Raw genomic sequence first — 15,533 nt, forward strand, 5'->3', positions numbered from 1 at the left:
ATAAACAACGAATTGTTTGCTAAGCTGCCGATACTTTTCTCCAGCCTTAAAATTAACTACTTTAATAATCACTTTATTAAGTGCATGGGTATAAACGGGCTTTCTTTTTTGTTGAATCACCGCACTTTTATAATATCGCCATGGTTACTTGGTATAATTTATTTTATTAAAGCGTTTGTTAGAGAAAACTATGTTTGCAAGCCTGTTATTTTTATCTGCAATTGTGGCAGATAACAGTCATTTACCGCCTCTTATTCCTTGGCAAGGTGATAGCGTTTCGTTATTACAGCAGCAAGGCCCTTTAACCACTGATTTTGAGTTATCACAGGGCAAAGCCTCGCCAAACTATGCCGATACTATGGCGTTTGTAGATAGGCTTGTAGCGGCAAATCCCACGCAGTTTCAGTCTCAAATAATAGGCTACAGTAATAGTAATCGCGCTATTAAAATGTTGGTTGCCAGTGAGCAAGGTTTTTTTGAAGCTGGGCAAATGGCCAACAGCACTAAGCCAACCGTTTTTATCCAAGCCGGTATTCATGCAGGTGAGATAGATGGTAAAGACGCCATGTTTATGTTGCTGCGCGATATTGCAACCGGTAAGCGCCGTGATATTTTAAAAAAGGTAAACATACTTTTTATTCCTATTTTAAACGTAGATGGGCATGAACGCAGCAGCGCATTTAATCGCATAAATCAGCGCGGCCCTGAAAAAATGGGCTTTAGAACCAATGCAAATAATCTAAACCTTAATCGCGATTTCACTAAGTTAGATACACCAGAGGTGAGAAGTGTTTTAAAGGTTATTAATGATTACAACCCAAACTTATACATTGATGTGCATGTTACCGATGGCGCCGATTATCAGTACGATGTGACCTATGGTTATAACCCTGTATTTGCAAGCGAATCGCCTGCTATATCTGATGCATTAGATCAGTATATAAAGCCGGTTATTGACGAAACATTACAAAAGCAAGGGCATATACCTGGGCCATTGGTATTTGTTATGGATAAACGCGACTTTAAAAAAGGCCTTGCAGGTTGGGTGGCTACACCGCGTTTTTCAAACGGGTGGGGCGATTTAAAATCATTACCAACAATTTTAGTCGAAAACCATTCTTTAAAACCTTATCAACAACGCGTATTAGGCACCTATGTATTTTTAGATGGGGCAATAAACGCGCTTTCTCAGTACAGTCATGAGCTTTCGAACGCCGTTAAAAAAGAGCAAGAATTTGTACCTGAGAAACTAATTGTTAAACGAGGTTATGCTAAACAAGCAGACACGATTAGTGAGTTTAAAGGGGTAGAATACACATCAAGTGTAAGTGCGCTTTCGGGGCAAACTGAGGTTAAATATTTAGGTAAAGCCTATACCTACACTGACTTACCGATTTATTGGCAAAAAGAGGTTGAACGAGTTGTTGATGTGCCCCAAGCGTTTTTTGTTCCGCCTGTATATAGCGATATAATAGAAAAGCTTAAGTTACATGGGGTGTCAGTAAACAAACTTAAAGGCGCGAATACGCAACCTTTAAAGCTTGCCAAGGTACTTGATTACTCGTTTGATAAAGCCCCATTTGAAGGGCGCTTTAGAGTCTCTGCAAGTTTTGATTATGTACCAGCAATAAATGTAGATTTAGACGGATGGTATCAAGTAAATACGCAGCAAAAAGCAGGGGAGTTAGCGGTTCATTTATTACACCCAGAGGCTCCTGATTCATTTTTTGCGTGGGGTGAGTTTAATACAATTTTTCAACGAACTGAGTACATGGAAAACTACGCGTTAATCCCTTACGCAAGGAAAATGCTTAAAGACAACTCAAAACTTGCTCTCGAATTTGATAAAAAACTTCAAGATAAAGCATTTGCGCAAGATGCCAATGCACGTTTGCACTGGTTATATTCACACACGCCATTTTATGACGAAGCGTATTTGAAATACCCAATTTTAATGTCGTATGAGCAAGTAGCCGTTATTCCCGATCAAAAAGATAAAGAAATTTAATATGCACGTTATTACGATACCCGTGACTGCTTTTTCTCAAAATTGCAGAATTATTAGCTGTACAGAAACAAAGCAAGCTGTGGTGATAGACCCAGGTGGTGATACACAAAAAATTATAGCCACGCTTAGTGAGCACAAATTAGTACTGAGCGCTATTTGGCTTACACACGGGCATTTAGACCACGTAGGTGCGGCCGATGAATTACGCTCACACTACAATGTGCAAGTTATTGGCCCGCAAAAAGATGAGTCATTTTGGTTTGATAACCTGCCTATGCAAGCACAAATGTTTGGTTTTTCAGCTATTGATGCTTTTTACCCTGATATTTGGCTTAACCATAATGATGTATTAACGCTTGGTAAACTTAGCTTTAGTGTTAAGCATTGCCCCGGGCACACACCGGGTCATATTGTGTTTTATGAGCCTGAACAGCAATACGTTATTGTTGGTGATGTTATTTTTAAAGGTGCTGTAGGGCGTACAGATTTCCCTAAAGGCAATACAGAGCAGCTCATTGAGTCTATTAAAAGCCATATTTTAACACTTGATGACAACACGCGTATTTTAGCTGGTCATGGTGAAGATACTACTGTAGGCCACGAAAAACGCACTAATCCATTTGTAAGTGGCCAATTTGGTTAATTAAAATCCATGAAAATGCAAAATTATTGCAGACGGAATTTTAAATTGGCTGTATAATTTAACCAGTTTATTAGATAAATAAGAAATAAAATGTCTCTAAATCACGTAGATCGCCAAATTTTGGCACTATTACAACAGGACGCAAGTCTTTCAACTGCTGAAATTGCAGACAAAGTAGGCTTATCTCAATCACCTTGTTGGCGACGCATTGCAAAGCTTGAACAAGATGGCTATATCAAAAGTAAAGTTGCGCTTTTAGATGAGAAAAAGCTTGGTTTTGACATGCTTGTATACGCACATGTGCGCTTATCAAATCATGGCAAGAAAAACTTAGCTGAATTTGAAAAGCTAATTATGAGCTATGACGAAGTGACAGAATGTTACACAATGGCCGGCACCATGGACTTTATGCTGCGTATAATCTCACAAGGTATAGAAGGCTATGAGCACTTTGTACGTGACAATTTACTCAGCTTAGAATACGTTCAAGAGGTACACTCTAACGTAACCATGACATGTGTAAAACGCAGTACATCTCTTCCTCTATAAAATAAACGACACAAAGTTAAGCTATACTAAGAAAGCTAATAACGGTGTGTGCGAATTGTTAAATGAGCGCTAATTTGGTAACATTTAGCGCTTTTTCGATCCTAACCTAATAACCCCCTGAGGAACTCAATGTTTAACTTACTCAGCAAAGCGCCTAGCTCTGCTAAAAACGATATTTTATCTGGCTTAACTGTAGCACTTGCTTTAGTTCCAGAAGCTGTTGCGTTTGCTTTTGTAGCAAATGTCGAACCTTTAGTTGGTCTCTATGCCGCGTTTATCGTTGGTTTAATTACGGCTATTTTTGGTGGTCGCCCTGGTATGATTTCGGGCGCAACCGGTGCATTAGCTGTTGTAATGGTAAGTTTGGTACTTGATCACGGTGTTGAGTATTTATTTGCCACGGTGTTGCTGATGGGAATACTGCAAATACTCGCGGGGATATTTAAGCTCGGTAAGTTTATTCGCATGGTCCCTCATCCTGTTATGCTCGGCTTTGTAAATGGATTAGCGATAGTAATATTTTTAGCGCAACTTGGGCAGTTTAAAGTGCCAGATGGCGCAGGTGGCCAGCAATGGATGACAGGTAACCCGCTTTACATCATGTTAGGTTTAGTTGCATTAACCATGGCTATCATTCACTTTTTACCTAAGCTCACCACTGCAGTGCCTTCTTCTTTAGTGGCTATTGTAACGGTAACCGCGTTAGTAATAGGCCTTGATTTAGACTCGCGCACTGTACTTGATTTCCTAAAAGGGATGACAGGTAATGAAGCGGCTACTATTGCTGGCGGCTTACCTGAATTTCACATTCCTATGGTTCCATTTACCCTGGAAACTTTTTATATAATTTTTCCGTATGCATTAATTTTAGCGGCTATTGGTTTAATTGAGTCGTTATTAACGCTTAGCTTGATTGATGAAATTACCGAAACCCGTGGTCACTCAAATAAAGAGTGTATTGGCCAAGGTGCTGCTAATGTAACCTGTGGTTTTTTTGGCGCAATGGGTGGCTGTGCCATGATTGGGCAATCAATGATCAACATTAATTCGGGCGGGCGCTCGCGCTTGTCGGGTATAAGTGCTGCACTAATGCTGCTTGCATTTATTATATTTGCTTCAAGTTTAATTGAAATGATCCCACTGGCTGCGCTTGTAGGTGTTATGTTTATGGTTGTACTTGGTACGTTTGAATGGGCAAGCTTTAAAATGATGAAGCGTGTACCACTGTCTGATGCCTTTGTAATTGTATTGGTATCTGGTGTAACCGTAGTAACCGATTTAGCGATTGCCGTGTGTGTGGGTGTTATTGTTTCTGCCTTGGTATTTGCTTGGAATCATGCAAAACATATCTACACAACTAATTACATTGATGAGCAAGGTGCTAAAGTTTACGAGCTTCATGGCCCGCTATTTTTTGGCTCAGTTAAAAACTTTTCTGAGTTATTCGATGTTAAAAGCGACCCTAAAGATGTAATTATTGAATTTGAACACAGCCGTGTTGCGGATCACAGTGCCATAGAAGCCATCGACAGCTTAGCTGATAAGTACACTAAAGCAGGTAAACAGCTTCACTTACGTCATTTAAGTAAAGATTGTAAGCAGCTGTTACACAAAGCGCGTGACTTAGTTGAGGTAAACGTAATTGAAGACCCAACTTATAAAGTGGCGTCAGATAAACTTGCCTAGTTTATAAGGTGGCTTTGCCCATACGAGCTGATTGAATCGGCATTTTAAAAGCGAAAGGTTAAAGCCTTTCGCTTTTTTATTGGCGTAACTTTGCGGTAAGGCTCTTAAAAATTAAGACAGTTGGTACTGCTAACACTTTGTAATAATCGATATAATAACAAAACCAGTGGTTAAATTAGCTAACGTAATTTTAACTTATTGGCTAACTTATACGGAGTTGTATTTTATTTTGAATTGGCAATCTTTAGTTGATAACAGGCAACGCTTTTTTTGGCTATTGCAAATTGCAGGCTGGATTGGTTATGCGCTTGTAAATTATATCGGCTCTAAAGTATTTGAAATGCGTGATATTTACGTGTTCGTTATATTATTAAATGCCTATGCGGGCTGTTTAATGACAGTCCCACTTCGTTATATTTACAGAAAAACCTGGAATGCTTCGCCGTGGATATTAATGGTGGTTGTATTTGGTGCCTCGTACATTACAGGTACGTTGTGGGCAATTGTACAAAAATTTAATTTATGGGAAATATACCGCCATGGTTATCGTCCAGAAGATTGGTTTTACTATTTACAGCATGGCTTAGACTCTGTTTACATAATTTTATGTTGGAGTGGCTTATACTTTGGCATAAAGTATTATCAGCTATTACAAAGTGAGCGACAAAAAGCGCTTAAAGCAACTACAATGGCCCATGAAGCGCAATTAAAAATGCTCAGATATCAACTTAACCCGCATTTTTTATTTAATACGCTCAATGCTATTTCTACATTAGTTTTGGTAAAAGAAAACAAAGATGCTAACTTAATGGTGGCAAGGTTAAGCGACTTTTTGCGTTATACACTAAATACCGATCCCATTAAAAAAGTGCCTTTAGAGCAAGAGCTACACGCATTAATGCTGTATTTAGAAATAGAGCGGGTTAGATTTGATGAGCGCTTAAAAGTAAATGTAGATGTAAGCGAGCAAGCAAAAGAGGCACTTGTGCCAAGCTTAATTTTGCAACCGATAATTGAAAACGCAATTAAATACGCCATTGCGCATATGTCACAAGGCGGTGTGATAGACATAAAAGCACAGGTTTTTGCCAACGAGCTACTACTTGAAGTAGGTGATAATGGCCCCGGTACCGAACTAATAGACGGACAACTTGTAAATGCACAAGGGGTAGGGGTGGCAAATACCAAAGACAGATTAAAAACGCTCTATGAAAATAATTATTCGTTTGTATTATCACATAATACGCCAAGTGGATTGAAAGTTAATCTGCGAGTACCGTTTGAGAAGGCTGTGAAGAAATGACTAAAATTAAAACCATCATTGTTGATGATGAACCATTAGCAAGAAAGGGCTTAGCAGTAAGACTTGAAGAATATACTGATATAGAAGTAATTAAACTGTGTAGTTCAGGCTCTGATGCAATAGAAGCATGTAAAGAGCACCCAATAGACTTAGTTTTTTTAGATATACAAATGCCAGGAATGAATGGCTTTGAAGTTGCCCGTGCCTTAAGCGAAAGCACTAAAGCGTTACCCGCGATTGTGTTTGTTACTGCATTTGATCAATTTGCAGTAAAGGCATTTGAAATACATGCTTTGGATTACATTTTAAAACCCGTTGACGATAACAGACTAAAACAGGCGGTAGAAAAAGTGCATAGTTACTTAAAAACACAGCAAGACAACGCCCATAAGAAAAAACTAGCGAGTTTTGTTGCCGGTATTACAGGTAATAACTGTGAAGAAATACTTAAAAAATTAGCCACAGGCGATACCCTAACCGACAAACGTTACCCAGAATCACTGGCGGTAAAAGAGCAGGGTGAAATTATTCGTGTCCCGGTTGCGACAATTCAGTGGGTTGATGCCGCCGGCGATTATATGTGTTTACATTGCCAAGATGGGCAAACACATATTTTGCGCAAAACAATGAAAGAGCTTGAGCAAGAGCTCGACCCTCATTTGTTTGTGCGCGTTCACCGCAGTGCAATTGTAAATACAAAACAAATAAGCAAGCTGGTTACACAAGTAAGCGGTGAGTATTTATTAGTGCTTGAAAACGGACAAGAGCTTAAAGTAAGCCGAAGCTACCGCGATAAAGTAAAAGCAGCGCTAGCCAGCTAGTTTGATATTTTACAGGCATAAAAAATGCGAGCTTAGCTCGCATTTTTTATATAAGGCAGAAATTACGCTACAGTTACAATTTTCATTGTGTTCGTTGCGCCCACAGTTTCCATAGAGTCACCGTGAGTAATAATTACTGTATCGCCAGAGTGTAATGAACCTTGTGCTACAAGGGTATCAAGTGCGGCTTTAACCATTCCGTCTTTTTCAGTTTTTGTAGAATCAAAAAACACAGGGTAAACACCACGATAAAGCGCTGTTTGGCCTAGCGTGCTTGCATGGCGTGAAAGCGAGTAAATAGGTAAACCAGAGCTGATACGCGACATAAGTTTAGCGGTACTACCTGACTCAGTTAAGGTAACAATGGCTTTAACCGAATCTAAGTGATTAGCAGCGTACATAGCTGAAAGCGCGATAGATTCTGCATTGTTAGAAAAACGGCTGTCTAAACGGTGCTTAGATACATGGGTTTCTTTTTGCGATTCTGCACCTAAACAAACACGTGCCATTGTAGCGACCGTTTCTTCAGGGTAATCACCGGCAGCGGTTTCTGCTGAAAGCATAACTGCATCAGTACCATCAAGTACTGCATTTGCCACATCCATAACTTCTGCGCGTGTTGGCATTGGGTTATCGATCATCGATTCCATCATTTGTGTTGCAGTTACAACAGTACGGTTTAATGAACGAGCGCGACGAATAATGAGTTTTTGTTTACCCATTAGTGCAGCATCACCAATTTCAACACCTAAATCGCCACGAGCAACCATTACAGCGTCTGATGCTAAAACAATGTCATCTACGGCTTCTTGTGTTTCTACTGCTTCTGCACGTTCAATTTTTGCAAGTAGTTGTGCTTTAGAACCTGCAGCTTCTGCTAAAGAGCGTACATAACGCATATCATCGCCACTGCGTGGGAACGATACTGCAATGTAATCAACATCTATTTCAGCGGCAGTGATTAAATCTTCTTTGTCTTTTTCTGTAAACGCAGGGGCTGTTAAACCACCGCCTAAACGGTTAATGCCTTTATTATTTGATAATACACCACCTACCGTAACCGAGCAGTGCACTAAGTGACCTTCTACTTGCTCAACGGTTAGTTGAATAAGGCCATCGTTTAATAGTAATAAATCGCCAGGGCTTACATCTTGTGGTAATTCTTTGTAATCAATACCTACCGCGTTTACGTCGCCTTCACCTTTTTCCATTTTTGCATCTAGGGTGAATTTAGCGCCTACTTCAAGGTTTACTTTACCTTCTTTAAACGTTGAAACACGAATTTTAGGACCTTGAAGGTCTGCAAGGATAGCAACATGTTTACCTAATTTTGTGGCTATCTCGCGTACAGCTTGTGCACGGTCTTTATGATCTTGTGCAACACCATGTGAGAAGTTTAAACGTACTACATTAGCGCCAGCGCGAATAATTTTTTCTAGATTGTTATCTCGATCTGTTGCAGGCCCAAGTGTAGCGACTATTTTTGTGCGTCTTAGCATCAAATTCTCCTGTGTGCTTAGATGTGTAAGCAGGTTGACGGTTATTTTGTGACTTCAAAATACTTATAACTTATGTATAAACATTTTTAGTTATAGGCAAACTAGTTAGTATTGCCACTATTTTATACAAAACGAATATGTCATCATTATGACACCGGTGTCAAAATCCGTCAATGATCTTAAATTCAAAATACGCAGAGTATTTGTAACCGCACAGCCCTTATATTTGATACAATTGCAGTGCTTTTTAATAGCGTAATAAAAAAGCATGCTGTATTAGCTCAACGTTCGCATTTTATGACGGTATGAGTATAATGCACGCGGTATTATTTAATGAATTACTTAGTTTACTAACCAAATAGTTGTTACCGAGGAGGACACTAAATGCAAGTTGCATTAGTCGGGTTAGGCGTTATGGGCAAAAATATTGCCTTAAACATGATTGAAAAAGGCATAACGTTAGTCGCATATGATAAAAATCCACATGCGGGTGAAGAGTTATTAAGTTGTGCTAAATCGCAAGGCATGGCCGATAGACTTCATATTGTTTCTGATTTAGGAGACATGGTAAGGCGTTTAGAAGCACCTCGCTCTATTTTATTATTAGTGCCTGCAGGCGAACTGGTTGATGCTGTGTGTAATGAGCTTGTTGAAGCTGGCGTACAGTGTAACGATATGATTGTAGATTGTGGTAACAGTAACTACAAAGACGGTATTAATCGTAAACTTAAGTATCAAAACAAATTTGAATTTGCCACCATGGGTATTTCTGGCGGTGCCGAAGGCGCTCGTCATGGTCCTGCAATGATGGCAAGTGGCTCAGAAGGCGGTTGGGAGCGAATCGAACCGTGGTTTGAAAAAGTAGCCGCTAGCTACAATGGCGAGTCGTGTTTTGCACGCGTTGGTCAATCGGCCAGTGGCCATTTTGTAAAAATGGTTCACAACGGCATTGAATACGCAATTATGCAGCTTATTGCTGAAGTGTATCAACTACTTCGTATTGGTACAGGTCGTTCACCAAAAGAAGTGGCTGAAATTTTTGATGACTGGTCTACCGGTCACTTAAATAGCTACTTACTTGCTATTTCTAGCCATATTTTATCTCTTGAAAACACCAAGCAAGAGCCGCTTGTTGATTTAATTGATAATAAAGTAGGCGCAAAAGGCACAGGCCTGTGGACTGCGCAAAATGCACTTGAACTGGGTATTGCTGTTCCTTCACTGGTTGCCGCGGTGCAAGCTCGCCACTTAACCAATGTATGTGACACCACCGCAGCACAAGAAATGACATATGCTGCTAAAGCTACAAACAAGGTTGATATTGACCTTGAAGAGCTAAAAGATGCATTTACATTGGCGAGTTTATTAGCGTATCGCCAAGGTTTAGCGTTAATTAAAGGGGCATCTCGTACCCATCAGTGGAAAGTAGACTTGTCTAAAACGCTGCAAACATGGCGTGCAGGTTGTATTATTCGTGCTGACTACCTAGATAGCGTAGCGCAAGGCGTAGAGTACATTGATACGCTTGAAAATGAATCTAATGCGCTTCGCAAAGTAACTGGGCAAGCTGTAATGACTGGCTTAGCGTTTCCTGTACTTGCATCAACACAAACGTATTTAGCAACATTAACCACACCAAGTAATGGGCATTTAGTACAAGCTCAGCGTGATTACTTTGGTGAGCATGGTATTAAAACTCACTCAGGTGAAGTGTGCCACTTAACTGACTTAGTGGGTATAGACGCGAAAGTAAGATAATTACCGCGTTTATAAATTAATAAAGGCACGCTATTTAGCGTGCCTTTTGCGTTTTGGTCACTAAATTTAGCGACTTAATTCACCGCGTAAATTGTCTTGCATTAAATGGCGAATCGTTTCAATTTCTAGGTTTTGGCTAAACAAATAATGCAGCTTTGTTAAACACGCCTCTAGTGTCATATCGTAACCACTTATTACACCAATATTTAATAACGCGTTACCCGTAGCGTAACCGCCCATATTTACATGGCCTTTTAAACACTGCGTTAAATTAACAATAACCATGCCGCGTTTACTTGCCTCACTTAGCACGTCTAAAAAGTCAGGGTCTTGTGGGGCATTACCTACGCCAAAGCTAAGCAATACCAGTGCTTTTATATTGTCATTCACCAAACTTTTAACCACGTCTTTACTAATGCCTGGGTATAAATAAAGTACACCAATTGGTTGAGGTGTAATGGTGGTTACCTGTAGTTCGTTTTCTACATAAGGACTTAGCTGACCTTTAATTAGCTGAATATTAATTCCAGATAACGCTAAAGGCTCTAGGTTAGGAGACGCAAAGGCATTAAAACCATCGGCATGTGCTTTCGTGGCTCGGTTACCTCTAAATAATTGGTTATTAAAAAATAAGCTCACTTCAGCAATGGGGTAATTAGCCGCTAAAAACATGGCGTTTAATAAGTTAACTTGGCCGTCAGAGCGTAATTGCGATAAAGGAATTTGTGAGCCAGTAACAATAACGGGTTTAGTTAAGTTTTCGAACATGAACGACAGGGCCGAGGCCGTGTAAGCCATTGTATCGGTGCCATGAAGTACCACAAAACCATCGTAGTCGTGGTATTTGCTTTTAATGTCATCAGCTATTAGTTGCCAATGCGCTGGCGACATATCTGATGAATCGATTAAAGGGCAGTACTCGTGAATATCAAAAAGGGGCATTTCTTCACGGTTAAATTCTGCGTTATTGACCACTGTTTCTGTTAAAAAACCTTCAGCCGGAATGTAGCCACGGCTCGATTTTTTCATACCTATGGTACCGCCAGTGTATGCGATATAAATGCGTTTACGTTTCATAAAAAAAGCCCAGTAAAAAAACTGGGCTTAGTATAACGTTAAGTTGTTTTAAATACAGCTGCTTGAGTAAATACGTGCACTTTTATTGTGCAACGCTACACTCTAAACAACGTGCGTATACACCCTGCGGATCGTTATAATCTTTCAGATCAGCTACTTCACTACTTAGGCGCTTTATCACCGTATTAATATTAGCTTGAGTGGCTAAAACAGAGGCTGTATTTGTATTTAAGCCAAGCATAGATTTAACGGATGCACTGCCAAAAATATCTTGCAGCATTTTTTCTTGCGGGCTTAGGTCTTGCTTAATTGTTTTCACTTCGTAGTGATTAAGTTTTGCAAGCGCCGCTGCTGCATCAATCGCATCTTGTTTATCACCAAGCTTATCAACTAGGCCAAGCTCTTGTGCTTGTGAAGCAATCCAAACACGCCCTTGTGCAATTTTATCAACTTGCTCTGGTGTCATATTGCGCGCTTCAGCAACCACATCTATAAAGCGGCTATAAGCTTCTTCAACACTCATTTGAATAACTTGCGCCATTTTTTCATTAAGCGGGCGAGTAATAGAAAATCCAGCCATTTCTGACGTTGCAACACCATCTGAGTACACACCAATTTCAGATAAAGTATCTTCAAAAGTCATAAATGTACCAAACACACCAATAGAGCCGGTGATAGTACTTGGTGCTGCCCAAATTTCGTTAGCTGCTGAGGCAATCCAATAACCGCCAGATGCAGCAACTGAGCTCATCGATGCGATTACAGGTTTGCCTGCGGCTTTAAGTGCTAATACTTCAGCGCGAATAACCTCAGAGGCAAACATGCTGCCGCCACCTGAATCAATACGTAAAACAACCGCTTTTACTTTATCATCAAGGCGTGCTTTGCGAAGTAATGCTGCGGTAGAATCGCCGCCAATTTCACCTGCTTTGCGCTCACCATCAACAATCGTACCTTTAGCAACAACTACAGCAACTTTTTCTGTAATTGGGTTATCAAATTCGATAGGGGGCTTAACTAAGCTTAAGTATTCACGAAAAGACACTTGCTTAAATGTTTTACCGTCTTCTTGTGCGCCAACTAAATCAATGAGTTGTTGGCGAATTTGCTGAGTTGTTTTAAGCGAGTCGACCCATTGATGGTCAAGTGCATATTTACCTGCATCGCCATTTGCCGCCTTCATTTTAGCAAGGTAAGCATCCATGGTTTCGTCAAAGTTAGATTCATCAAAAGGGCGTACCGCAGCAACATCTTGCTTATATTCGCTCCATAATGCACCAAGCCAAACTCGGTTTGCTTCTTTAGCAGCATCAGACATATCGTTACGAATAAACGGCTCTACCGCCGACTTAAACGTACCAACACGGAAAATATGCTGCGTTACTTTAAGTTTTTCTAGTGCTTCTTTAAAGTAAAGTGGATACATCCCATAGCCTTCAATGGCTACCGAACCATAAGGATGCATTGCAATTTCATCGGCATGCGATGCAATATAATATTGCGATTGAGTGTAATAGTAACCCGATGCAATCACTTTTTTACCCGCTTGCTTAAAGGCATCTAACGATTTAGTAATACGCTTTAGCTTATTTAGGTGGGCTTTCGGCATTTCTTGCAAATCTAGTAAGATAACGCTGATGCGCTCGTCATTAGTGGCTTCATCAATCACTTTGACTACATCATCAAGTAAAATTTCACTAGGTGCTTCTGAATTAGACGTAGCATCGTTAATGGCTGCTTCGACAGGGTCTATATATGTTTTTTCTTCCACAATAGGCCCATTAAGATTAAGCCTAAGTACAGAGCCATCTTCTATTATTATTGTATCGTCATCGCTTGATAGCGACATAAAAAATACAACAACCAGTAATAAAAACAAAATGTTGAGTATTAAACGACGAGAAAAGTTTATTCCAGCCCAAATACCTCTAAATACCTTTGCTATCAAAATAGCTCCTTAATTTGGTACAGCTAATACATTAGTTCCATCTTAGCCTAGAATAAAAATAATTTTAACTGCTAAATCGTAACGAAGTGTTTATGAGGTTACATAAATATACGTTTTTAATCGTATTTTTAATTAAATGCAGGCACATATTGCTTATTACTTGCCATTAAAGCAGAATTAGCTAATGTATACAGGTTAGACCAGTTAACGGGGCACAGGATGTTAGAACAACAATTACAATTAAAACACACACAATTACGAAACCGCTTGGTAATGGGCTCAATGCATACAGGCCTTGAAGAGGGCTGGCACAACCGCAAAAGGTTAAGCGCTTTTTACGAGGCGCGTGCTAAAGGCGGCACGGCCATGATCATTACCGGGGGCTACAGCCCTAACTTGCGCGGTAAATTAACGCCTATTTCTTCATCATTTAACAGCTATTATGATGTATTTAAACACCGTGCATACACAGGCGCCGTTCATAAACATGGCGGAAAAATATGTTTGCAGCTTTTACATGCTGGTCGATACGCTTATCATCCGTTTAACCAAGCCCCGAGCGCTATTCAAGCGCCTATAAATCCATACAAACCTAAACAAATGTCGTTAGGCTCGATTAAAAAAACCATTAAAGACTTTGCGCACTCTGCCTATATGGCAGAAAAAGCAGGTTACGATGGTGTTGAAGTAATGGGCTCTGAAGGTTACTTAATTAATGAATTTATGGCGCCACACACCAATAAGCGCGATGACGAATTTGGTGGTAGCCTAGAAAATAGAATGCGATTAGCGCTTGAAATAGTTAAAGCCGTTAGGGCTAAAGTATCTGATACGTTTTTAATTATTTTTAGATTATCTGTTATGGACCTAATCCCGAATGGCTCAACCCCTGATGAAGTCACTATTCAGGCAAAAGCACTTGAGCAGGCCGGTGTTGATATTTTTAATACTGGCATTGGGTGGCATGAAGCACGCGTGCCAACAATCGCCAGTATGGTGCCTCCTGGAGCATTTAAAGAAGCTTCAAAACGATTAAAGTCAGTGGTGAATGTACCTGTTATAGCTGTAAACCGTATTAATACGCCGGATATAGCCAACCAAATCCTTAGCGATAATGAAGCCGATTTAATTTCAATGGCGCGCCCTTTATTGGCCGATCCTGAGTTTTTTAACAAATATCAAAATCAGCAAACTAAACAAATAAATATTTGTATTGGCTGTAACCAAGGCTGTTTAGACCACGTATTTAAAAATAAACGTGCAACCTGTTTAGTTAACCCACAAGCCGCCTTTGAACTTGATTACCCGTTAGATAAAGCTTCTAACGCTAAAAATGTATTAGTTGTTGGCGCGGGCCCTGCTGGGCTTTCGGCAAGTTGTTATTTGGCTGAAAAAGGGCACACAGTAACGCTTATCGATCAAAAAACACAAATGGGTGGCCAATTTAATCTAGCCATGCAAATTCCAGGTAAAGAAGACTTTAACCATACGCTTAGCTACTTTACTAATGAACTTGAAAGGCTCAACGTAAATGTAGAGCTTGGTAAAGCCTACGATGATGCAATGTTACAAAAATACGATGACATCGTATTTGCCACAGGTGTACGCCCGCGTGAAGCTGCAATTGAATGCGCAGACTCTAAGCGTGTATTCGCTTATGATGAAGTTATACGCGGTGAGGTCGAACTGGGCAAATCAATAGCCATTTTAGGTGCCGGCGGTATTGGCTTTGATATGGTTGCTTTTTTAAGTGAGCATAAATCGCAATCTATTCCTGAGTTTAAAAAGCAGTGGGGTATTGAGTGCGAGGCAGAGCCGCACAAAGATGAGCGACAATTATACATGCTAAAACGCAGTGCAGGGCGCTTTGGTAGCGGGCTTGGAAAAACCACAGGCTGGATACATCGTCAAGTTGCTAAGCAACATGGTGTTAAACAAATTGCTGATTGCCAGTACCACAGTTTTGATAAAAACGGCCTTACAGTTACTGTTGCCGGAGAAAAACAAGTACTGCCGGTTGATACGGTTATTGCGTGTATAGGGCAGGTTTCTAATAATGAAGTGCTTGAGCAACACCGCGAAAATGCAAAGGTACATGTTATTGGTGGTGCTAAATTAGCAGCAGCAATTGATGCAAAGCGTGCAATTTTTGAAGCACTTCAAGTGGCCAGAGCCATTTAACAGTGTTAATAAAATGAAATAATTTACAGTGCCCTCAGGTCTTGTGTGTATAGAGTCCAT

General features: G+C 40.1%; 11 protein-coding genes. 8 read left to right on the forward strand and 3 right to left on the reverse strand.

Going from position 1 to position 15,533, the window contains the following annotated elements; genetic code table 11:
• Positions 1-190 precede the first annotated feature (190 nt).
• The 6 genes from PAT01_RS00760 (at position 191) to PAT01_RS00785 (ending at position 7,010) form a co-directional block, all read left to right on the forward strand.
• Positions 191-2,008 (forward strand): M14 family metallopeptidase, encoded by a 1,818-nt coding sequence (locus tag PAT01_RS00760; RefSeq protein WP_154944398.1) that lies wholly within the window; start codon positions 191-193, stop codon positions 2,006-2,008.
• A 1-nt stretch (position 2,009) separates the two neighbouring features.
• Positions 2,010-2,651 carry an MBL fold metallo-hydrolase gene (locus PAT01_RS00765; RefSeq protein WP_154944400.1) on the forward strand — a complete coding sequence of 214 codons (642 nt, stop codon included), beginning with the start codon at positions 2,010-2,012 and terminating at the stop codon, positions 2,649-2,651.
• A 90-nt stretch (positions 2,652-2,741) separates the two neighbouring features.
• Positions 2,742-3,200: an Lrp/AsnC family transcriptional regulator gene (locus PAT01_RS00770; RefSeq protein WP_002960703.1), complete on the forward strand. Its 459-nt coding sequence runs from the start codon at positions 2,742-2,744 to the stop codon at positions 3,198-3,200.
• Between the two features lie 129 nt (positions 3,201-3,329).
• Positions 3,330-4,886, forward strand: a complete 1,557-nt coding sequence (locus PAT01_RS00775; protein WP_154944402.1) for a SulP family inorganic anion transporter — start codon at positions 3,330-3,332, stop codon at positions 4,884-4,886.
• Between the two features lie 229 nt (positions 4,887-5,115).
• Positions 5,116-6,189 (forward strand): sensor histidine kinase, encoded by a 1,074-nt coding sequence (locus PAT01_RS00780; protein ID WP_024034075.1) that lies wholly within the window; start codon positions 5,116-5,118, stop codon positions 6,187-6,189.
• Positions 6,186-7,010 carry a LytR/AlgR family response regulator transcription factor gene (locus PAT01_RS00785; protein WP_024034076.1) on the forward strand — a complete coding sequence of 275 codons (825 nt, stop codon included), beginning with the start codon at positions 6,186-6,188 and terminating at the stop codon, positions 7,008-7,010. The genes PAT01_RS00780 and PAT01_RS00785 overlap by 4 nt, the downstream gene beginning before the upstream one ends.
• Positions 7,011-7,072: 62 nt before the next feature.
• Here PAT01_RS00785 and pyk read toward each other — a convergent pair whose 3' ends face one another.
• On the reverse strand, positions 7,073-8,509 hold the full coding sequence (gene pyk, locus PAT01_RS00790; RefSeq protein ID WP_004587847.1) for a pyruvate kinase: 1,437 nt from the start codon (positions 8,507-8,509) through the stop codon (positions 7,073-7,075).
• Between the two features lie 384 nt (positions 8,510-8,893).
• Between pyk and gndA the strand changes: the two genes are divergently transcribed.
• A complete protein-coding gene (gndA, locus tag PAT01_RS00795) occupies positions 8,894-10,267 on the forward strand; it encodes an NADP-dependent phosphogluconate dehydrogenase (protein WP_024034078.1) in 1,374 nt (457 codons plus the stop codon).
• A gap of 66 nt (positions 10,268-10,333) precedes the next feature.
• Here the strand turns inward: gndA and ansA are convergent, their stop codons facing one another.
• Positions 10,334-11,344 (reverse strand): asparaginase, encoded by a 1,011-nt coding sequence (gene ansA / locus PAT01_RS00800; protein WP_024034079.1) that lies wholly within the window; start codon positions 11,342-11,344, stop codon positions 10,334-10,336.
• Between the two features lie 82 nt (positions 11,345-11,426).
• Positions 11,427-13,292: a signal peptide peptidase SppA gene (sppA, locus tag PAT01_RS00805; protein WP_154944404.1), complete on the reverse strand. Its 1,866-nt coding sequence runs from the start codon at positions 13,290-13,292 to the stop codon at positions 11,427-11,429.
• A gap of 219 nt (positions 13,293-13,511) precedes the next feature.
• On the opposite strand from sppA, the gene PAT01_RS00810 reads away from it, so the two are divergent.
• Positions 13,512-15,473: an oxidoreductase gene (locus PAT01_RS00810; RefSeq protein ID WP_154944406.1), complete on the forward strand. Its 1,962-nt coding sequence runs from the start codon at positions 13,512-13,514 to the stop codon at positions 15,471-15,473.
• The last annotated feature ends 60 nt before the right edge of the window (positions 15,474-15,533 follow it).

It is taken from the genome of Pseudoalteromonas atlantica, from assembly GCA_007988745.1.
Lineage (GTDB): Bacteria > Pseudomonadota > Gammaproteobacteria > Enterobacterales > Alteromonadaceae > Pseudoalteromonas > Pseudoalteromonas atlantica.